The sequence below is a fragment of the Rugamonas rivuli genome (assembly GCF_009380165.1).
Lineage (GTDB): Bacteria > Pseudomonadota > Gammaproteobacteria > Burkholderiales > Burkholderiaceae_D > Rugamonas > Rugamonas rivuli.
Window position 1 is genome coordinate 315005 of the sequence record NZ_WHUF01000007.1, and the last position, 21044, is coordinate 336048.

Here is a 21044-nt window from a genome sequence, read left to right on the forward strand (position 1 = left end):
CGCCATGACCACCCCATCCCACATCGCTACCCAATACCTGGCCGTCTGGAACGAACGCGACGCCGCTGCCCGCCGCGCGCTGGTGGCGCGTGCCTTTGCGCTGGACGCCAGCTACCTCGATCCGATGATGCGCGGCGCCGGCCACGACGGCATCGACGCCATGATCGCCGGCGCGCAAGGCCAGTTCCCCGGCTACCGTTTCGAACTGGACGGCACGCCGGACGGCCACAACGACGTGGTGCGCTTTTCGTGGACGCTGGCCGTGCCCGGCAGCGCGCCGGTGGCGCACGGCACCGATGTCGCCGAACTCGGCGCCGACGGCCGCCTGACCCGCGTCACCGGCTTCCTGAACGCGCCTTGATCACAGCCGGGCTATCATTGCCGTTCAAGGAGATCATCATGCCTGCACCCAGCACAACCAACGATGGCCTCGGCCTGGCGGAATGCCCATGAGCGGCGCGGCCGATTACTTCAGCGACTTCGCCGCCGCGCTGAAGTACTGGCGCGGCAAGCGCGGCTACAGCCAGCTGCGCCTGTCGACCGAGAGCGAGATTTCGCAGCGCCACATCAGCTTCCTGGAAAGCGGCCGCTCGCAGCCCAGCAAGGACTTGATACTGAAGCTGGGCATGGTGCTGGAGATCCCGCTGCGGCAACGCAACGTCATGCTGCTGTCGGCCGGCTACGCGCCGGCCTACCAGGAGCGCAAGCTGTCCGATCCCGAACTGGGCGCGGTGCGGCAGGCGCTGGATTTCATGCTGGCGCAGCAGGCGCCGTATCCCGCGCTGGTGGTGGACCGCCTGTGGAACCTGGCGATGGCCAACGCGCCGGCGGCCGGCATGATGCGCTGGCTGCTGGGCCTGCCCGACGATGCGGCCCTGCCGACCGACGGCTCCGTTAACGTGCTCAAGCTGATGCTGGATCCGCACGGCGTGCGCCAGTACCTGCACAACTGGGAAGAGGTGGGCGCCGACCTGCTGCACTGGATACAGCGCGAAGCGATGGGCGACGGCCCCGGCAGCGCGGCCACCGTGCTGCTGGGCGAACTGCTGGCGCTGCCCGGCGTCGCCGGCATGCAGGGCGTCGGCCATCTGGCGCCCAACCTGGACCGCCGCGCCTTGCCCTTTCTGCCGGTGACGATACGCAAGGATGGCGTCGAACTGAATCTGTTCACCACCATCGCCACGCTGGGCACGCCGCATGACGTGACCGTGCACGAGTTGCGGGTCGAATCGTTTTTCCCGGCAGACGAAGCCAGCGCGGCGTGGTTCCGCGCCCGGCATTGCTAGCTGTCCGGCATCGCCTCCAGGATGTCGCGCACGCCGCCACTGAAGATGCGGCGGGTGATTTCCTCGCCCAGGTAGCGCTCGTAGATTTTCTGCACCGTGCCGTCGCCGACGATGGCGCGCAGCGCGTCGATGTAACGGCGCCGCGCCGCCGCCGGCACCTGCTTCGACACATACATGCCCACCATCGCGCGCGGCGATTCCGCGAACGGCGTGCCGGTCATCTTGCCCAGCATGTGGAACTGGCGCTGGTGCAGCACGTGGATGGCGGGCGGCGCCAGCGTGCCTTCGGCCCGTCCAGCCAGGATCTTGCGGAACACCACGCCGTAGTCGTTGACGTATTCCAGCCGTCCCAGCTTTTGCAGGCGCTCCATCTGCACCATCGTCGCGGCCGAATACGAGATGCCGCGCGTGACGTTCAGGTGCGCGCTGCTGTGGTCGACGAAATCGGCCAGGCTGCGGAACTTGCCGGCGTCTTTGTTGAGCAGCAGCAGTTCGAAGTGGGTGTAGGTGTAGGGCAGCCACAGGCCATGGCGGTCGCGCTCGGGCGTGCGCAGCGAGGCGCCGGTGATGTCCAGGCTGCCGTTGAAGAACTGCGCGTACAGCCGGCCGTGCGGATACCACGCCAGTTGGAAGGCGCAGCCGCTGCGCCGGTGCATTTCTTCCAGCACGTCGGCCGTGCTGCCGTGGATGACGCCGCCCTCGCGGTAGGCCGAGTAGCCCAGGTCGCTGAGGCCGGCCCGCGCCGGCGCGCATGGCGCGGCCGCCGCCCGGGCCGCAGGCGCGGCCAGCAGCAGGATGGCCAGCAAAACGGTGCTCAGTCTTTCGGTCATGGCGGCGATGCGGTGTCGGTGTAGTTGTCTCAGTGTAACACTTGGTCACGCGGAAAAGTGCATGCTTGCAGGCGGCGGGATTTCCGTAGATACTGTATGTATTCACAGTAATCGTTCCCGCACCATGGCTGAAGACCTGCGCCGCATCGCCCACCTCGACATGGACGCGTTTTACGCGTCCGTCGAGCTGCTGCGCTACCCGGAATTGCGCGGCTTGCCGGTGGTCATAGGCGGCGGCCGCGACGCCCAGCCGGTGGCGCAGGCGGACGGCAGCCACAGCTTCTCGCGGCTGCGCGACTATGTCGGCCGCGGCGTCATCACCACCGCCACCTACGAGGCGCGCGCGCTGGGCGTGGGCTCGGCCATGGGCATGATGAAGGCGGCCAAGCTGGCGCCGGACGCCATCCTGCTGCCGGTCAATTTCGACTCCTACCGCCATTACTCGCGGCTGTTCAAGAACGCCGTGGCCGCCATCGCGCCGGATTTCGAGGACCGCGGCATCGATGAAATCTATATCGACCTGACCCATGTCGAAGGCGAGACGCGCGAGCTGGCGCAGCGCATCAAGCAGGCCGTGCGCGACGCCACCGGGCTGTCGTGCTCGATCGGCATCACGCCCAACAAGCTGCTGTCGAAGATCAGCTCGGACCTGGAAAAACCCAACGGCCTGACCATCCTCGGCTACGACGACATCCCGGCGCGCATCTGGCCGCTGGGCGTGCGCAAGATTAACGGCATCGGCCCCAAGGCCACCGAGAAACTGGCGGCGCTGGGCATAGCGACCATAGGCCAGCTGGCGGCGGCCGACGCCGGCCTGTTGCAGGACCATTTCGGCGCGCATTATTCGGCCTGGCTGGCCGAGGCTGCGCGCGGCATCGACCGGCGCGAAATCTCCACCAGCTCGGAGAGCAAGTCGATCAGCCGCGAAACCACTTTCGAGCGCGACCTGCATGCGCGCCAGGACCGCGACACGCTGTCCGGCATCCTGACCCAGCTGTGCGCGCGGCTGGCGGACGACCTCAAACGCAAGGGCTACGTCAGCCGCACCATCAGCATCAAGCTGCGCTACGACGATTTCCAGATCGTCAGCCGCAACGTCACCCTGCCGCAGCCGGTGGCCGACACCACCGGCATCCTGCACGCCGCGCGCGAGTGCCTGAAGCGGGTGCCGCTGCAACGCCGCCTGCGCCTGTTGGGCGTGCGCGCCAGCACGCTGGAGCCGCCCGGCTCGGGCCCGCAGCCGGCGTTGCCCCGGCAAGGCGAATTGTTCGCCTAGGTCAGCAACAGATTCGGTCCGGCGCCGCCATCACCGTGTAAAATGGCGCTCCCCTGGCATTACTGAAACAAGGCTCAATACATGTGGTTCAAGAATCTACAGATTTACCGTCTGCCGGCCCCTTGGGCCTTCACCCCCGAACAACTGGAAGCAGCGCTGGCTCCTCACGCCTTCGTCCCGGCCAGCAGCAATGAGCTGCTGCGCCAGGGTTGGGACACGCCGCGCCCGAACGGTGGCCTGGTGCACGTGGTCAACAAACAAATGCTGATCCTGCTGGGCACCGAGAAAAAACTGCTGCCGAACACCGTCATCAACCAGGTCGCCAAGGCCCGCGCCGCCGAAATGGAAGAGGCGCAAGGCTTCGCACCCGGCAAGAAGGCCATGAAGGAATTGAAGGAGCGCGTCGCCGACGAGCTGCTGCCGCGCGCCTTCTCGATCCGCAGCAATGTCTGGACCTGGATCGATCCGGTCAACGGCTGGCTGGTGGTCGATGCCGCCAGCCCGGCCAAGGCCGACGAAGTGATCAAGCTGCTGCTCAAGGCGGTCGACAAGCTGCCGCTGGAAAGCCTGCGCGTGCAGCGCTCGCCGGTGGGCGTGATGACCGAATGGCTGCAGGCCGACGATGCGCCGGCCGGTTTCACGGTCGACATGGACACCGAACTGCGCGCCACCGGCGAGAGCAAGGCGGCCGTGCGCTACGTGCGCCACACGCTGGAAGCGGACGAAGTGCGCCGCCACATCGCGGCCGGCAAGCAGTGCACCCGCCTGGCGATGACCTGGGACAGCAAGATTTCCTTCGTGCTGACCGAATCGCTGGCGATCAAGGGCATCAAGCCGCTGGACGTGATCGCTGAAAAGGAATCGAGCACCAAGAACGACGACGAGCGTTTCGACGGCGATTTCATGCTGATGACCGGCGAACTGGCCAAGCTGATGACCGATGTGGTCGAGGCCCTGGGCGGCGAAGCGAAGGCTTAATCGGACTACAACAAAGCCGTTGCCTGTTGGTTAAAGATGCCGCAAAGTCTTTGATTTTGCGGCTTTTTTCATGTAATTTTTGATAAAAACCAGGGAAAATAGTTTCGTTGCTCTGTAGAAATTAGCGCGATTTCTGCTATAGTGAAAGATGTTATCAAATTAGGAACTCGTCATGAGCACCTTCGTCCCCATTCTTTCCACTGACCAGATCGCCAACATCCTCTCCACGCAGGATGTCTTGAGCTGGACCAGCGAAGATATCGCGGCGTTGAGTTCGCTCCAAGTTCCCGCCCTGCGCACCGACCACCTGGCCGTCATGACCAGCCAGCAGCTGGCCTACCTGGCCGCCAGCAATGTCGCGGTACTGACCACGCAAGACCTGGCCGCGATCAAGCCGGCCATCCTGAACGCCGTCGGCGCGCTGCCGTCCGGCTTCATGGGCGCGCTGAACAGCGCCCAGGTCGCCGCGCTGACCACCGCCCAGGCCGCCGCATTGGGCACCAAAGCCTTCACCAGTCTCAGCAGCCAGGCCATCGCCGCGTTTGAAACGGCCGACCTGGCCGCCTTGAGCACCGCCAATATCGCCAGCCTGTCGTCCGACCAGGTGGCCCTGATGGGCACGGGTCAATTGAGCGCCTTGAGCACGCGCCAGCTGGCGACCTTCACGGCTGATGAAATCCTGGCGATCGGCACCGGCGGCATCGCCGCGCTGGGCACGCGCGGCGTCACTGCGCTGGCCACGGCGCAGCTGGCCGCGCTGAGTTCCGACCAGGTCGTGGCGCTGAGCACGGCCCAGGCCGCCGCATTGAGCGGCGCGCAGTTGAACGCCTTTTCCACCGACGCCATCGCGGCGATGGAAACGGCCGATATCGCCGCCCTGAAAACCGCCGCCATCGCCGCGTTGTCGACGCGCCAGGTGGCCGCGCTGGGCCAGGCCCAGTTGACCGCTTTCACCACCGCCGATTTCGCCGCCTTGAGCAGCGCCCAGCTGGGCGCGCTGTCGGCGGCCGGCATCGCCGGGCTGGAGAGCCGCGATCTGGCCGCGCTGAGCCTGAACGCGCTGCCGGCGCTGGGCACCGGCCTGTTGTCGACACTGAGCACCGCGCAACTGGCCGGCTTCGGTTCGGGCCAGTTGGGCGCGCTGAGCAGCAACCAGGTGGCGGCGCTGACCTCCGACCAGATCCACTCGCTGAGCGCGGTGCGCATCGCCGGCTTCGGCTCGCGCCAGGTGGCGGGCTTGTCGGCGCAGGATATCGCCGACCTCAGTTATGCCGCGCTGGCCGGCCTGAGCACTGCGTTCATGGCGGCGCTGTCGTCGGACCAGTTCGCCGAGCTGGGCACCGGCTCCATCCAGAATACCGACCAGGTGTTTTCCGACCTGGGCACGGCGCAGATCGCCGCGCTGCGCACCGCCGCGCTGGCGGGCATGAACACGGCGCAGCTGGCCCATCTGTCGACCGCCCAGGCCGCCGCGCTGAGCAGCGCGCAGCTGGCCAGCCTGTCGACGGCGCTGATCGCGGCGCTGGGCACGGCCGATCTGAAGGCGATCAAGACCGCCGCCATCGCCGGCCTGACGACGCAGCAGATGGCGGCGCTCGACAACAACCAGCTGGGCGCGCTGACCACCGCCCAGTTCGCCGCATTGAACAGCCGCCAGATCGGCGCGCTGTCCAGCGATGCGATCGCCGCCTTGCCGGCGGCCGACTTGCTGGCCATGAGCGGCGGCGCCATCGCGGCGCTGAGTCCGGCCGTGCTGGCCATGCTGACGACGACTCAGCTCAGCAGCTTGAGCACCCGCCAGTTCGCCAGCCTGACCACGGCCCAGATCGCGGCGCTGTCCACCGACCAGGCTGAAAGCCTCACCAGCGCGCAGCTCGGCGTCCTCAGCACGGCACAGCTCGCGGCAATGTCGCCGGGCGATGTCTTTGCGGTGTTCTTCAAGGCAGGCGTTTCCCCGGTAAACGGCCAGGCAATCAGCACTGCGACGTTCTCCACCTTGTCGTCGGCACAGCTGAGCGCTCTCACCAACGCAGGCGGAGCGCAATTCCAGAACGTCACGACGGCCCAGATCGCGGCCTTGCGTACGGCCGCCCTGACCGGCCTGAATTTTTCGCACTTGCAGTACCTCACCACCGCGCAGGCCGCCGCGCTGAGCGCCGCGCAGTTGAGCAGCCTGTCCACGGATCAAATCTCCTGGTTCATTACGGACGACGTGCCGGTCCTGAAAACTAACGCCATCGCCGCGCTGACCACCCAGCAGGTCGCCGTGCTGAGCAGCGCCCAAGTGCGCGCCATGACGACGTCCCAGATCGCCGCGCTGAGCAGCCGCCAGTTCGACGCCCTCACCAGCGACGGCCTGGCCGGCCTGGAATTCGCCGACTTCGCCGCGCTGGGCGCCGGCGCGATCGCCGTGCTCGATACCGCCAGCATTGCCGGCCTGACCACGGCCCAGCTGTCCGGCCTGGGCACGCGCCAGATCGCCGCGCTGAGCACCGCCCAGTTGAACGCGCTCAGCAGCGCGCAAATCCACAGCCTGACTTCCGGCCAGGTCGCCGCGTTGAGCTCGCTCCAGGTGGGTAGCCTGACGACCGCGGACATCGCCGGCCTGGCGTCGGCCACGCTGTCGTCGCTGCGCACGGCCGCGATTGCCGCGCTCAATTCCGACCAGCTGGCCGTGCTGGGCGCCGCCGACGGCGGCAGCGGCATGGTGCAGCTGCTGACCACCGCGCAGGTCGCCGCGCTGCGCAGCGCCGCGCTGAGCGGCCTGAGCACCGCCGAAGCGGTCGCGCTGACCGCCGGCCAGGTCGCCGCCCTGAGCAGCAGCCAGTTGCGCGCGCTGAGCACGCAGGCCATCGCCGCCATGGAACCGCTGGACCTGGCCGCGATCCGCACCGCCGCCATCCCCGGCCTCAGCCCGGCCCAGGTGGCCGCGCTGTCGAGCAGCCAGCTGGCCGCGCTGACGATGGGCCAATTCCTGGCGATGAATGCCGCGCAGCTGGGCGCGCTGTCGTCCGACACCATCGCCGGCTTTTCCAGCGCCAATATGGCCGCCTTCGGCACCGCCTATATCGCCGCGCTGAGCCCGGCCGCAGTCGCCAACCTCAGCGTGCTGCAATTGTCCAGCCTGACCTCGCAACAATTCGCCGTGCTGTCGAGCGACCAGCTGGCGGCGCTGCGCACGGTGCAGGTCGCCGGCCTGGCCGCGCCGCAGGTGCTGGGCCTGAGCTCGCGCAACATCGCCGGCCTGTCGAGCGCCGACGTGGCCGTGCTGAACTCCGCCACGCTGCGCTCGCTGAGCACCTCGGCGCTGGCCGCGCTGCGCGCCGACCAGCTGGCCGCGCTGGCCAACGATCCGGCCGGCAGCGCCTTCGGCAGCCTGGGCACGGCGCAGATCGCCGCGCTGCGTCCGGCCAGCCTGGCCGGCCTGACCAGCAGCCAGACGGTGGCGCTGAGCACCGCGCAGGCGGCCGTGCTGAGCAGCAGCCAGCTGGCCGCGCTGTCCACCAACGATATCGCCGCGCTGGAAACGGCCGACCTGGCCGCGCTCAAGACCAATGCGCTGACCGGCTTGAGCAACCAGCAAGTGGCCGCGCTCAATAGCGACCAGGTGACGGCGCTGACCAGCGCCCAGGTCGCCGCGCTGAACAGCAGCCAGATCCTGGCGCTGCAATCGTCGGCCATCGCCGGCCTGCAGACCAACGACATCGGCGCGCTGAGCACGGCGGTGATCGCCGCCATGCCGGTCAGCGTGCTCGCCGGCCTGAGCAGCGCGCAAGTGGCGGCGCTGAGCACGCGCCAGATCGCCACGCTGAGCACCGACCAGTTGACCGGCCTGAGCGCGCAGCAATTGGCCGCGCTGGGCTCGGCGCAGCTGGGCGCCTTCGGCTCGCGCCAGATCGTCGCGCTGTCGCCGTCCGGCATCGACGCGCTTGACGCCGCCGCCGTGGCCGGCCTGAAAACCGCCGCGCTGGCCGCGCTGAGCGCCGCCCAGCTGGCGCAGCTGGGCAACGACGCCGCCGGCGCCAGCCATATCGACCTGTTGTCCACGCAGCAGATCGCCGCGCTGCGCGCCGCCGCCTTCAGCGGCCTGAGCACGCGCCAGATCGTCGCCCTCAGCACGGCCCAGGCGGCCGCGCTGAGCAGCGCGCAGATCGCCGCGCTCGGCACCGCCGATATCGCCGCGCTCGAAGGCGCCGACGTGACGGCGCTGCGCACGGCCGCGCTGGCCGGCCTGTCGACCGACCAGATGCGGGCGCTGACCGCCACGCAGCTGACCGCGCTGACCACCCAGCAATTGGCCGCCCTCAACAGCCAGCAGCTGGGCGCGCTGTCCAGCGATACGCTGGCCGGCCTGTCGACCGCGAATTTGTCGGCGCTGACCACGGCCGCGATCGCCGGCCTGAGCACGCGCGTGATCTCGCAGCTGACGCCGTCGCAACTGGCGGCGCTGAAATCGCAGCAGGTGGCGGCCTTGAGCAGCGACCAGCTGGTCGCGCTGAGCACCCTGCAGCTGGTCGCCCTCAGTTCGGCGCAGCTGGCCGCGCTCGGTTCCAAACACATCGCCGGCCTGTCGACCAGCGACCTGGCCGCGCTCGACAGCCGCGGCTTGCCGGGCTTGAGCACGGCCGTCATCGCCGCGCTGACGTCGGCCCAGCTGGCCGCCCTCGGCGCCGGCGTCGCCAGCGCCCAGTTCGCCTCGCTGCGCACCGCGCAGATCGCCGCGCTGAGCACCGACGCCCTGCAGGGCCTGACCCGTCCGCAAGTGATCGCCCTGACCACCGCCCAGGCCGCCGCGTTGAGCAGCCGCCAGCTGGCCGCGTTCAGCAGCGCCCAGATCGCCGCGCTGGAAGGGGAAGACCTGGCCGCGCTGCGCACCGCCGCCATCGCCGCGCTCAGCTCCGACCAGTTGGCCGCGCTGGGCAACGATGCCGCCGGCGCCAGCCATATCGATGTGTTGACGACGGCCCAGGTGGCCGCGCTGCGCAGCGCCGCGCTGGCCGGCCTGAGCACGCGCCAGGTGGCCGCGCTGAGCACCCTGCAGGCTGCCGTATTGTCCAGCCAGCAGGTGGCCGCGCTGTCGACCCAGAATATCGCCGCCATCGAAACGGCCGACCTGGCCGCGCTGAAGACCGCCGCCATCGCCGGCCTGGGCAGCGACCAGATCGCCGCGCTGACCAGCACCCAGTTCGCCGCGCTGACGACGGCCCAGTTCGCCGCACTGAGCAGCCGGCAAATCGCCGCCCTCAGCAGCCAGACCGTGGCCGGCCTGACCACCGCCAACCTGGCGGCCCTGAGTCCGCAAGCGATTGCCGGCCTCGATGAAACACTGCTGGCCCACCTGACCCAGGTCCAGCTCAACAGCCTGAGCACGCGCCAGGTGACGGCCCTGCTGAGCCAGCAGATCGCCGCCCTCGGCAGCGACCAGCTGGGCGGCCTGACGGTGGCGCAGATCGGCGCCTTCGGTTCGCGCCAGATGGCCGGCCTGTCGGCGGCGGACTTCGGCGCCTTCGACTCGGCCCGCGTCAGCGCCTTCAACACGGCGGCGATCGCCAGCCTGAGCTCGGACCAGCTGCCTTTGCTGGGCATGGACCTCTTCGGCTTCCCGTCGCGCTTTGCCGCGCTGACCACGGCGCAGATCGCGGCGCTGGGCACCAGCGCGCTGCAGGGCTTGTCCAGCGCGCAGGTGATGATGCTGGCTACCCAGCAGGCGGGCGCGCTGAGCAGCGCGCAACTGGCGGCGCTGTCGCCGGCATTGCTGACCAGCTTGTCGACGGCGGATGTGGCGGCGTTGCGCACGGCCGCCATCGCCGGCCTCAAGACGGCCCAGGCCGCGGTGCTGGGCAGCAGCCAGCTGGCCGCGCTCACCACGGCCCAGGCCGCTGTACTGAACAGCGCCCAGGTGGCGGCGCTCAGCGCCGCGGCGCTGGCCGGCCTGGAGAGCGCCGACCTCGGCGCCTTGAGCACCAATGCGCTGGGCGGCCTGTCGAGCGACGATATCGGCGCCCTGACGACGGCGCAGCTGGCCGGCCTGACCTCGGCCCAGGTGGCGTCGCTGCGCAGCGCCCAGATCGACGGACTGGTCACGCAACAGATTTACGGCTTCAGCTCGCTGCAGATCCACGCGCTGACGTCCCAGCAAGTGGCCCGCCTGTCGGTGGACGATATCGGCGCCATCCGCAGCGCCAACCTCGGCGCGCTGAGCACGGCCGCGCTGAGCGGCCTGACGTCGGATCAAATGACGGCGCTCGGCGCCGACCCGCTGGGCAGCGCGGCGCAGCTGATCTCCGTGCTGAGCACGGCGCAGATCGCCGCCTTGCGCACCGCCGCCCTGCAGGGCTTGAGCGCGGCGCAGGCGATCGCGCTGACCACGGCCCAGGCCGCAACGCTGAGCAGCACCCAGCTCGGCGCGCTGCAGCTGACGGTGGTGGCGGCGCTGGAAACGGCGGACGTGGCGGCCCTGAAAACCTCGGCCATCGCCGGCCTCAAGACCCAGCAGGTATTGGCCCTGACGCCCGGCCAGCTGGCGGCGCTGAGCACCGGCCAGATGGCCGCGTTCAGCAGCAACCAGTTGAGCATCCTCGGCGCCAGCCAGGTGGCGGCGCTGAGTCCGGTCGATCTGGCCGCGATCAATCCGCTGCTGCTGAACGCCGCCGCGCGCGAAGGCAATCTGCTGGCGGCGATGAACACCGCCCAGCTGCGCGCGCTGACGACGGCGCAGTATGCGGCGCTGAATTCGGCGGCGCTGGTGCAGATCCAGGCTTCGGTCATCGGCCTGCTGGAAACGGCCGATATCGCCGCGCTGTCCACCGCCGCGATCCGCGCGCTGCAGGACGACCAGTTGCTGGCGCTGGGCACCGGCCAGATCGCCGCGCTGACGCTGGCGCAGGTGGCGGCCTTGCGGGCGAGCGCTTCCGGCGCCGACCAGTTCACGGCGGCGCAGATGGCGGCGCTGTCGTCGGCCCAGGTGGGCGCGCTGAGCACCACGCTGATCGCCGACCTGACGGCGGCCAACCTGACCGCCATCGAAACCCGCGACATCGCCGGCCTGAGCACGCGCCAGATCGTCGCGCTGTCGCCGACGCAGATGCAGGCCATGCTGCCGGCCCAGCTGTCGGCGCTGACCACCACGCAGACGCATGCGATGTCGTCGGCCCAGTACAACGGCATGAGCCAGGCCCAGAAGGACGCCTTCAGCACGGCCCAGCTGCATGCCATGCCCTTCGTCACGCCGCTGGTGCTGGACCTCGACGGCAACGGCATCCGCACGCTGGGGCTGGAGGCCGGCGTGCAGTTCGACCTGGCGGCCAGCGGGCAGAAACGCGCCACCGGCTGGGTCGGACCGGGCGACGGCTTGCTGGCGCTGGACCGCAACCACGACGGCGTCATCAACGACGGCAGCGAACTGTTCGGCTCGGCCACCAGGCTGGCCGGCGGCGGCACCGCCGACAACGGCTACCAGGCGCTGGCGGAACTCGACAGCAACCACGACGGCATGGTCAGCGCGCTCGACGCCGGCTTTGGCGACCTGCGCGTGTGGGTCGATGCGAATGCCGACGGCGTCAGCCAGGCCGGCGAGCTCAAGACGCTGGCCGAACTGCATATCGCCAGCCTGAACCTGGATGTGCGGCAGGACGGCGCGGTTGACCACGGCAACATCATCGGCCTGACGTCCAGCTACACCAGCACCGACGGCGGGCAGCACGCGGCCGCCGACGTCTGGTTCCAGCAGGGCTTGAGCGCCCAGGTCAGCGGCATGGCGCAGGCGCTGTCCGCGTTCGACGCGGCCGCGCAGCAGGCGCCGCGTATTGGCCAGGACCTCGGCGGCGGCCAGCCGCCGGCCGGTCCGCTGGCGGCCAGGGCCGCGCGCATGGCCGATGTGCTGCAGCAGTTCCATGACACGGGCCAGCAGGCCGCCGCCGGCCAGGCCGATTGCGACACGCTGCGCCTGAAGGCGCTGCAGGCGTCCGCCGGCCACGGCATGCTGGCGGTGCCCAAATAGTTCAGGCCACCGCGCCAGGAAAGCCCGCAGCTTGCGGGCTTTTTTTGCTGGTGCGAGATAGCATTTCCTCAATATTTCCTTTACCCTCAACTCATATGCGTGACCACTTCATCAAAAAGGAAACATCATGACCTTCGACAGCAGCCTGACCACGGCGCAGTTTGCCGCCGGCGGCACGCGTTTGATCACCAGACTGACCACGGCCGACATCGCCCGCCTGGGCGTCGAATACGTCGCGGCGATGACCACCGCCCAGGCCCAGGCCTTGACCGGCGCGCAGCTGTCGGCGCTGCCGGCCGCCAGCATCGCCGCGCTGGAAACCCAGGACTTCGCGGCCCTGCAGGCGTACGCGATCAACCTGGTGTCGAAGTCGAGCGGATTCATGGCGGCGCTGTCGCCGGCGCAGCTGGCGGCGATGACGCCGGCGCAAGCCTCCATGCTGAGCGCCAACGGCATCCGCGGGCTGTCGCCCGAGGCGCTGGCGGCGCTGCGCACGCAGCAGGTCAGCCGGCTGGCGGTGTCGGTGATCGGCAACCTGTCGCTGGACCAGGTGCACATGCTGGGCGCCGGGCAGATCGCCGCGCTCAAGGCCGGCCAGGTGGCGGCGCTGCCGCTGACGCGCCGGCCAGGCGAGGACATGTTCAGCGCCGCACAGCTGGCGGCGTTCACCACCGGGCAGATGGCGTCGCTGAGCACGGCGCTGATCAAGCAGCTGAGCGCCACCGAACTGGGCGCCATCGAAACGGCCGACATCGCGGCGCTGACGTCGCGCCAGATGGGCGTGCTGAGCGTGGCGCAATTGCTGGCCCTGAGCCTGGACCAGTTGCACGCGCTGCAGAGCCGCCAGATCGCGGCGCTGGGCAGCGCCCAGATCCAGGCGCTGGACGCGGATCGCCTGCACGTGCTGGGCACCGGCGTGATCGCCGGCCTGAGCACGGCGCAGATCAACGCGCTGCAGGCCGGGCAGCTGCACGCGCTGAGCAGCGCCCAGCTGGGCGCCCTGAACGCGCGCCAGTTCGGCGTGCTGTCGACCGATGACATCAAGGCGCTCGACGGCGCCAGCCTGGCGGCGCTGCGGGTGGCGGTGATGGCGGCGCTGAACTCGGCCCAGCTGGCGGCCCTGGGCGCCGGCGGCGACGGCGATTTCGGCAAGTTCACGACGGCGCAGGTGGCCGCGCTGAGCAGCGCCGCGCTGACCGGCCTGACGGTGGAGCAGGCGTCGCAACTGACCGCCGCCCAGGCCGCCGCGCTGAGCGCGCTGCAAGTGGGCGCGCTGTCGACCCAGGCGATCGCCCAGCTCGACGCCGGCGACCTGGCGGCGCTGAAGCCGGCCACCGTCGCCGCGCTGAAGACGCGCCAGATCGCGGTGCTGAACGGCGAACAGTTCGCCGCGCTGAGCACGGCGCAGGTGGCGACGCTGAGCAGCAGCCAGATCAATGCGCTGAGCAACGATACCTTTGCCGTCATCGAGACCACCGACCTGGCCGCGCTGAGCCTGAACGCCATCGCGGGCCTGGCGACCCGCCTGCTGGCGGTGCTGGATCCGGACCGCATCGCCGCGCTGTCGACGCGCCAGGTCGCGGCGCTGACCTCGGCCAGCCTGAACGCGCTGAGCGCGGAGCAGTTCCAGGCGCTGAGCACGGCGCAGATCGCCAAGCTCAACCCGGCGGCGGCCGGCGGCCTGTCGACCACCAACCTGGCGGCGTTGACGCCGGCCGCGCTGGCGGCCTTGCCGGCGCTGGTGTACGGCGCGCTGAACTCGGCGCAGTTTGCCGTGCTGGGCGGAGCGGAACACCAGATCGGCACCCTGAACACCACGCAGATCGCCCAGCTGAAGCCGGCCGCGCTGGCCGGCATGACGGTGGAGCAGGCGATCGCCCTGACCACGCTGCAGGCGGCCACGCTGAACGGCGCGCAGATCGCCGCGTTGTCGTTGCAAGCGGTGGCGGCGCTGGAGTCGCAGGACTTCGCCGCCCTGCGCGCGGTGGCGATCTACGGCTTGCGCACCGAGCAGCTGGCGGTGCTGGGCAGCGACCAGATCCTCGGCCTGACCACCACCCAGGCTTCCGGCCTGGGCAGCCAGCACATCGCCGCCCTGTCCGCCGACGTGCTGGGCCACATGCTGACGGCGGAAATCGCCGCGCTCAATCCGGCGGCCATCGGCGGCCTGCGCACCGACCAGCTGCAAGCCATGAGCAGCGACCAGATCAATGCCATGAGCCCCCTGCAGATCTCCACGCTGAGCAGCAGGCAGTTCGCCGCGCTGTCGGCCGACGTGGTGGCCAACCTGCAACTGAGCGACCTGGCGGCGTTGAACACGTCGGTGATCGCGGCGCTGTCGCCGGCCACGCTGGCGGCCCTGACCACCCGCCAGATCGGCGCGCTGGCCGGCCGCCAGGTGGCGGCATTGACCACTGCCGCGCTCGCCGGCCTGAGCATCGAGCAATTCCTCGGCCTGAGCGCGCAGCAGTTCGGCGTGCTCAGCTCGCGCCAGTACCTGGCCCTGACCGCGGATGAGGTGGCGGCGATCGGCACCGGCCAGCTGGCGGCGCTGTCGTCGCAGGTGATTGCCAGCCTGAACACGGCGCAACTGGCGGCCTGGTCGACCACCCAGGTCGGCGCCCTGAGCGCGGCGCAGGCTGCCGCGCTGGTGGCGTCGCAGTTGCGCGGCCTGGGCAGCGACGGGCTGGCGGCGTTGAACACATCGGCGGTGATCGGCCTGACCACCGCCACCATCGCCCAGCTGCTGCCGGGACAATTGCAAGCGTTCGGCACGGCGCAGATCGCCGCGCTGACGCTGCGCCAGATCGGCGCGCTGCCGACGGCGCACCTGGCCGGCTTCGACGTGCTGACCACCGATCAGATCGTGGCGCTGACGTCCAGCCAGGTGGGGGCGTTGAGCAAGCCGCTGCTGGCGGCGCTGGGTTCGGACGACCTGGCGGCGATCGAGACGCGCGATCTGCTGGCGCTGGGCAGCGCGCAGCTGGCGGTGCTGTCGACCGCGCAGATCAGCGCGCTGACGACGGCGCAGGCGGTGGTGTTCACGACGGCGCAGACGGCCGGCCTGAGCACGGCGCAGATGGCGGCGCTGGCCGCGGCCAAGCTGCCGCACCTGGTGGCGCAGGGCGGGCCGTCGTCGTTGCGGATCAAGGTGGGCGGCATGGTGGAGGCGCTGGCGGCCTTCAACGCGGCCGGGCAGCCGGAGGCGGCGGGCTCGTCGTCGCTGGCCATGCCGGGCGCGCTGAAGGAGGCGGCAGGCATGCTGGCCGCACCGGACAGCTTGCGTTTGACTACCCTCTTGCCGGAGGCGAAAGACTTGCTGGCGCCCCCGCGCAAGTAAGGGGCTGGCGTTACAGCGGCTGGAACACTCCGGCCGCTTTGTTTTTCTGCACGTTATCCCACGCGAAAATCTTGCCGTTCATGGCCACGTACACGCCAGGCGGCAGGGTTTGCGCCACGCCGGCGGCAAAGCCCAGGTTGAACATCGCGTCCGAATTGGCGATCTCGTAGGGGATCATGGCGCCGGTCAGCACGATGGTCTGGCCCAGGCCGGCAGGGCCCAGCACGGCGGCGGTCTGCGGCATGGTGTCGGTGCCGTGGATGATGACGATCGCCTTTTCGCCGGCGGCGCGGCACGAGGCCAGGATGCGCTCGCGGTCGGCGTCCACCATGTCCAGCGAATCCATCAGCGGCAACTGTTCCAGCGCCACGTCCACCGTCAGGCGGCAGCGCGCCAGCACGGCCGGCAGGTGGCTGTCGGCGAAGCCCAGGGTGCCGTTCAGTTCGTTGTAGTGTTTGTCGAAGGTGCCGCCGGTGGCGAGGATGCGCAGGGTCATGATGAAAGCTCAGGCAGATTAAAATGATCTGCATCATAACCCAAACCGCAGCCGCCCAAGAACGCGAAAACAGTCCGTCGGCGGGCTGGAAACTTGGGCATACTATGGCTACACTGGTTTCTTTGTTCGTTTCGATACCATGAAAGCCCTCGCCCCCGGAACCGTCATTTTCCACCGCCATCGCGGCTACGGCGTCATCACGTCGGTCAATTTGCTGACCGGCTGGATTTCGGCCCGTTTCGGCAGCGAGGCGAGGACGCTGGACTTGAACCTGTCCACCGACGAGGTGCAGTTCGCCGACGGCGAAGCCATCCTGTTCCGCCGCGCCCCGCCCGACCGCATGCCGCACGCGCGCCTGATGGCGGTGGTGCGCGAGTTGCACCGGGCCGGTTACGAGCGGCTCTACCTGTATTCCTGGCCCAAGCCGTCCGGGCTGCACTGGCGCTGGCATCTGTTCACCGGCCGGCGCGACTGGATGCAGCGTTCGTGGCGCGAGGGCTGGTATGGCTCGGGCGCCGACTACAACGTCAATCCGGTGATGGGCTGGGGCGACACGCCGGGCGCCAGCACCGAGGAGCTGATCCACGCGCTGGCGCGCTTCGATCCGCAGGGCCTGGCGCAGGCGCTGGGGCGCGACGAAGACCACACCGCCTGGTTCGCCAGCGTGTGCGACGCCCTGCTGCCGGGGTATATGTACAGCCTGGACATGCAGCGTCCGGACGGCGGCCCGCTGGTCGACATGCCGCCGGTGCCGGTGGTGCCGGTGCGCGCCAGCCTGGCGCCGTACGCCGGGCCGGACATCACCTGGCCGCCCGGCTGGGCTGGCCTGTGGAGCAAGGTGCACGCCATGCCCGCGCCGCGCATCAACCTGACCGGCTTGCCGGAAATCCCCGAACAGGCCGACTAGGGGCTAGCGGGCGTTGGCCTGGTAGCCGGGGTTGTTGATCTTGTCGCAGCTGCCGGCGGCGAAGTCGACGATGTTCTGGAACGCATGGCGGAAATACAGCTCGTAACTATCCTGCTCCACATAACCGAGGTGCGGCGTGGCCAGCACGGTCGGCATGCGCAGCAGCGGGCTGTCGGCCGCCAGCGGTTCGGATTCGAACACATCCAGCGCCGCGTAGCCGGGCCGGCCCTGCGGCAGCGCCTGCTCCAGCGCGCCCGGCTGCACCAGCTCCGCGCGGCTGGTGTTGACGAACAGCGCAGTCGGCTTCATGCGCGCCAGATCCTCGGCGTTGACGATGCCGCGCGTGTCCGGATGCAAGCGCAGGTGCAGGCTCAGCACATCGGCCTGTTCGAACAGCGCCTCGCGCGAGGCCGCCGCTGCATGGCCGTCGGCCAGCGCCTTGTCGCGGCTGGACTGGCTGCCCCACACCACCACTTGCATGCCGAAAGCGCGGCCGTAGCCGGCGATGATCTGGCCGATCTTGCCGTAACCCCAGATGCCCAGCGTGCGCCCCTTGAGCGCCACGCCCAGCCCGTTCAACTGCGGATTGATGGACGCGGTCTGCCACAGGCCATCCTTCAGGTTGGACGCGTAGGGCACGATCTTGCGCGCCGCCGCCATGATCAGCGCCCAGGTCAGCTCGGCCGGCGCGGTCGGCGAACCGACGCCCTCGGCGATGGCAATGCCCAGCTCGGTCGCGGCCTCGACGTCGACGTGGCCGGCCAGCTTGCCGGTCTGCGAAATCAGCTTCAGATTGGGCAGCTTGGACAGCAGCGCCCGGTTCAGCGCGGTGCGTTCGCGGATCAGCACCAGGGCCTCGAAAGGCGCCAGCCGGATCGCCAACTGGCCCAGCCCCCGGGTCGAGTTATTGAACACTTTGACGTCGTGTCCGCGCAATAGATCAAGGCAGGCCAGCGTGGTCGTGGCATTCTGATAATCGTCAAGAATCGCAATTTTCATGGGAGATAACCGATTTTATGAGGAATTTCGTAGGGAAATAACGGCTAGCAAAAGAACCTGAATAGCTTACTACTTTACTCAACTAATTCTCCTACATTTTTGACTGAAACAGCTATTGACGGGTGTACAATCGCCTCAAAAAACAGGCCTGTCGATCATGAATCCGGGCCGCGCAAGACCGCCGTGATACCGCCGACCCATTTCGAATGGGCATCTGAGCGCAAGCCAAAAGCTGACGACGATCCTGCCGCATGCAGAGCAGAATTTTAATTAGCATTGGAGGTAGTATGAATCAACCCGTCATGGGTGGCGTTGCAGCACTGCTCAACGTCCCAGCTTACATCAAGCAGCAAAAGCTGATCAACTGGGTAGCGGAAATCGCGGCCCTGACCAAACCGGAACGCATCTACTGGTGCGACGGTTCCCAGGAAGAGTACGACCGCCTGTGCGGCGAAATGGTTGCCGCCGGCACCATGAAAAAGCTGAACCAGGAACTGCGTCCGAATTCCTACCTGGCCTGCTCCGACCCGACCGACGTCGCGCGCGTCGAAGACCGCACCTACATCTGCTCCAACACCAAGGAAGAAGCCGGCCCGACCAACAACTGGATGGCGCCGTCGGAAATGCGCGCCACCCTGAACCCGCTGTTCGACGGCTGCATGGCCGGCCGCACGATGTACGTGGTGCCGTTCTCGATGGGCCCGCTGGGTTCGCCGATCGCCCACATCGGCGTGGAACTGTCGGATTCGCCATACGTGGCCGTCAACATGCGCATCATGACCCGCATGGGCAAGGCCGTGTACGACGTGCTGGGCACCGACGGCGAGTTCGTGCCGTGCGTGCACACCGTCGGCGCACCGCTGGCCGCCGGCCAGAAGGACGTCGCCTGGCCGTGCAACGCCACCAAATACATCGTGCACTTCCCTGAGACCCGCGAAATCTGGTCCTACGGTTCGGGCTACGGCGGCAACGCGCTGCTGGGCAAGAAGTGCTTCGCGCTGCGCATCGCTTCCAACATGGGCCACCAGGACGCGCAAGCGGGCGGCACCGGCTGGCTGGCTGAACACATGCTGATCCTGGGCGTCGAATCGCCAGAGGGCAAGAAGCACTACGTCGCGGCGGCCTTCCCTTCGGCCTGCGGCAAGACCAACTTCGCCATGCTGATCCCGCCGACCACCTTCGATGGCTGGAAAGTCACCACCATCGGCGACGACATCGCCTGGATCAAGCCGGGCGCCGACGGCCGCCTGTACGCGATCAATCCGGAAGCCGGCTACTTCGGCGTGGCGCCGGGCACCAACACCCGCACCAACTCGAACTGCATGGCATCGCTGGGTTCGGACACCATCTTCACCAACGTCGCGCTGACCGACGACGGCGACATCTGGTGGGAAGGCTTGACCAAGGAAGCGCCTGCGCACCTGATCGACTGGCAGGGCAAGGACTGGACGCCGGCCTCCGGCACCAAGGCCGCCCACCCGAACGCCCGCTTCACCGTGGCCGCGACCCAGAACCCGGTGATCGATCCGGCCTGGGACGATCCAGCCGGCGTGCCGATCTCGGCCTTCATCTTCGGCGGCCGCCGTTCGACCACCGTGCCGCTGGTCACTGAAGCGCGCAACTGGGTGGAAGGCGTCTACATGGCCGCGACCATGGGTTCGGAAACCACCGCCGCCGCCGCCGGCCAGATGGGCATCGTGCGCCGCGATCCGTTCGCGATGCTGCCTTTCATCGGCTACAACATGAGCGACTACTTCCAGCACTGGCTGAACCTGGGCGAGAAGCTGGGCAAGGTCAACGCCGCCACGCTGCCGAAGATCTACTGCGTCAACTGGTTCCGCACCGACGAGCAGGGCCACTTCGTCTGGCCTGGCTTCGGCGACAATATGCGCGTGCTGAAGTGGATGCTGGAGCGCATCGAAGGCACGGCCGGCGGCGTCGAGAACATCTTCGGCACCACCCCGCGCTTCGGCGACCTGAAGTGGGATGGCATCCCGTTCTCGCCGGAAGAGTTCGAAACGATCACCTCGATCGACAAGGACGCCTGGCGCGAAGAGCTGAAACTGCACGATGAACTGTTCGCCAAGCTGGCCTACCATCTGCCTACCGAACTGACCGCCGTCAAGGCTGAGTTGGAGAAGCGCCTGGCACGATAAGCCGGCCGGAGGAGACCGAAAGCGGCGCGCGTGGGTGATCCCATTGCGCGCCGTCTTTTTGCTTGCAGTTTCGCACGGGTGTGCTAAAGTGCAGTCCATGGACACCCTGACCGCAAAAAGCGAAGCGACTTTCGCCACCATCATCGACGCCGCGCTGGACATGGCGGCGGCCGACGGCATCGGCAAGCTGTCGCTCGGCGAGCTGGCCAAGCGCACCGGCATCAGCAAGAGCGGCGTGTTTTCCCGCGTCGGCTCGCTGGAGACCTTGCAGGCCGCCGTGCTCGACGAATACGACCGCCGCTTTTCGCAAGACATCTTCCTGCCCTCGCTGCAGCAGCCCAAGGGCTTGCCGCGCCTGATGGCCATGGTCAGCGCCTGGTCGCGGCGCGCCTGCAACGAAGGCTTGAACAACGCCTGCCTGTACAGCGCCGGCGCGTTCGAGTTCGACGACCAGGACGGACCGCTGCGCGACCGGCTGCAGCAGGGCGTGATGGCCTGGCGCGCATCGCTGCGCAAGACCATCCTGCAGGCGATGGAGCTGGGCCACCTGCGGCCCGACACCGACGCCGGCCAGCTGGTCTACGAAATCTACAGCCTGATCGTGGGGCTGATGCACGATACCCGATTCCTGCGCGACGAGCAGGCCGGGCGCCATATGCAGCGCGCCTTCAGCCGGCTGATCTCGACCTACAAAAGCTTCAACGACATGGAATAAACCCGGCCGCAGCGCGTCTGCGGTTTTCTTGAAACTAATTTCGCACACATGTGCGAAAAGGA

Annotated in this window: 12 protein-coding genes; 9 read left to right on the plus strand and 3 right to left on the minus strand. The window is 68.4% G+C overall.

Annotated features, from left to right (window positions below; genetic code table 11):
• Positions 1-4: 4 nt before the first annotated feature.
• Together GEV01_RS25225 and GEV01_RS25230 are read left to right on the plus strand one after the other, a co-directional pair.
• On the plus strand, positions 5-361 hold the full coding sequence (locus tag GEV01_RS25225) for a nuclear transport factor 2 family protein (protein ID WP_070267730.1): 357 nt from the start codon (positions 5-7) through the stop codon (positions 359-361).
• Positions 362-449: 88 nt separating this feature from the next.
• The gene (locus GEV01_RS25230) at positions 450-1286 is read left to right on the plus strand and encodes a helix-turn-helix domain-containing protein (RefSeq protein WP_152808274.1); all 837 of its coding nucleotides are present in this window, start codon (positions 450-452) and stop codon (positions 1284-1286) included.
• On the opposite strand, the gene GEV01_RS25235 is transcribed toward GEV01_RS25230, so the two are convergent.
• Entirely contained in the window at positions 1283-2116 is an 834-nt protein-coding gene (locus tag GEV01_RS25235; protein ID WP_152808276.1) for a substrate-binding periplasmic protein, read from the minus strand. The two genes, GEV01_RS25230 and GEV01_RS25235, sit on opposite strands and share 4 nt — an antisense overlap.
• Before the next feature lie 124 nt (positions 2117-2240).
• On the opposite strand from GEV01_RS25235, the gene dinB reads away from it, so the two are divergent.
• The 4 genes from dinB to GEV01_RS25255 all read left to right on the plus strand — a co-directional run bounded on the left by dinB (position 2241) and on the right by GEV01_RS25255 (position 15709).
• On the plus strand, positions 2241-3392 hold the full coding sequence (dinB, locus tag GEV01_RS25240) for a DNA polymerase IV (RefSeq protein WP_152808278.1): 1152 nt from the start codon (positions 2241-2243) through the stop codon (positions 3390-3392).
• A gap of 81 nt (positions 3393-3473) precedes the next feature.
• Entirely contained in the window at positions 3474-4370 is an 897-nt protein-coding gene (locus tag GEV01_RS25245) for a recombination-associated protein RdgC (protein ID WP_070267724.1), read from the plus strand.
• Between the two features lie 172 nt (positions 4371-4542).
• Positions 4543-12369, plus strand: a complete 7827-nt coding sequence (locus GEV01_RS25250; RefSeq protein ID WP_152808280.1) for a hypothetical protein — start codon at positions 4543-4545, stop codon at positions 12367-12369.
• Positions 12370-12496: 127 nt separating this feature from the next.
• On the plus strand, positions 12497-15709 hold the full coding sequence (locus GEV01_RS25255; protein WP_152808282.1) for a hypothetical protein: 3213 nt from the start codon (positions 12497-12499) through the stop codon (positions 15707-15709).
• Positions 15710-15719: 10 nt separating this feature from the next.
• On the opposite strand, the gene GEV01_RS25260 is transcribed toward GEV01_RS25255, so the two are convergent.
• On the minus strand, positions 15720-16205 hold the full coding sequence (locus tag GEV01_RS25260) for an asparaginase domain-containing protein (protein WP_152808284.1): 486 nt from the start codon (positions 16203-16205) through the stop codon (positions 15720-15722).
• 139 nt (positions 16206-16344) lie between these two features.
• On the opposite strand from GEV01_RS25260, the gene GEV01_RS25265 reads away from it, so the two are divergent.
• Positions 16345-17112 carry an L-asparaginase gene (locus GEV01_RS25265; protein WP_152808286.1) on the plus strand — a complete coding sequence of 256 codons (768 nt, stop codon included), beginning with the start codon at positions 16345-16347 and terminating at the stop codon, positions 17110-17112.
• A gap of 3 nt (positions 17113-17115) precedes the next feature.
• On the opposite strand, the gene GEV01_RS25270 is transcribed toward GEV01_RS25265, so the two are convergent.
• Positions 17116-18111, minus strand: coding sequence for a D-2-hydroxyacid dehydrogenase family protein (locus GEV01_RS25270; RefSeq protein WP_152808288.1), 996 nt, complete (start codon positions 18109-18111; stop codon positions 17116-17118).
• A gap of 287 nt (positions 18112-18398) precedes the next feature.
• On the opposite strand from GEV01_RS25270, the gene GEV01_RS25275 reads away from it, so the two are divergent.
• Entirely contained in the window at positions 18399-20267 is a 1869-nt protein-coding gene (locus GEV01_RS25275; RefSeq protein WP_152808290.1) for a phosphoenolpyruvate carboxykinase (GTP), read from the plus strand.
• Positions 20268-20364: 97 nt separating this feature from the next.
• Complete coding sequence (locus GEV01_RS25280; RefSeq protein WP_152808292.1) at positions 20365-20982, plus strand: TetR/AcrR family transcriptional regulator; 618 nt, start codon at positions 20365-20367, stop codon at positions 20980-20982.
• Positions 20983-21044: the final 62 nt, after the last annotated feature.

Excerpts from the sequence above, each read along its gene's own strand:
- GEV01_RS25280 (WP_152808292.1), top strand. The coding sequence starts at position 20,365 with ATGGACACCCTGACCGCAAAAAGCGAAGCGACTTTCGCCACCATCATC.
- GEV01_RS25250 (WP_152808280.1), top strand. The coding sequence starts at position 4,543 with ATGAGCACCTTCGTCCCCATTCTTTCCACTGACCAGATCGCCAACATC.
- GEV01_RS25225 (WP_070267730.1), top strand. The coding sequence starts at position 5 with ATGACCACCCCATCCCACATCGCTACCCAATACCTGGCCGTCTGGAAC.
- GEV01_RS25235 (WP_152808276.1), bottom strand. The coding sequence starts at position 2,116 with ATGACCGAAAGACTGAGCACCGTTTTGCTGGCCATCCTGCTGCTGGCC.
- GEV01_RS25265 (WP_152808286.1), top strand. The coding sequence starts at position 16,345 with ATGAAAGCCCTCGCCCCCGGAACCGTCATTTTCCACCGCCATCGCGGC.
- dinB (WP_152808278.1), top strand. The coding sequence starts at position 2,241 with ATGGCTGAAGACCTGCGCCGCATCGCCCACCTCGACATGGACGCGTTT.
- GEV01_RS25230 (WP_152808274.1), top strand. The coding sequence starts at position 450 with ATGAGCGGCGCGGCCGATTACTTCAGCGACTTCGCCGCCGCGCTGAAG.
- GEV01_RS25245 (WP_070267724.1), top strand. The coding sequence starts at position 3,474 with ATGTGGTTCAAGAATCTACAGATTTACCGTCTGCCGGCCCCTTGGGCC.
- GEV01_RS25270 (WP_152808288.1), bottom strand. The coding sequence starts at position 18,111 with ATGAAAATTGCGATTCTTGACGATTATCAGAATGCCACGACCACGCTG.
- GEV01_RS25260 (WP_152808284.1), bottom strand. The coding sequence starts at position 16,205 with ATGACCCTGCGCATCCTCGCCACCGGCGGCACCTTCGACAAACACTAC.
- GEV01_RS25275 (WP_152808290.1), top strand. The coding sequence starts at position 18,399 with ATGAATCAACCCGTCATGGGTGGCGTTGCAGCACTGCTCAACGTCCCA.
- GEV01_RS25255 (WP_152808282.1), top strand. The coding sequence starts at position 12,497 with ATGACCTTCGACAGCAGCCTGACCACGGCGCAGTTTGCCGCCGGCGGC.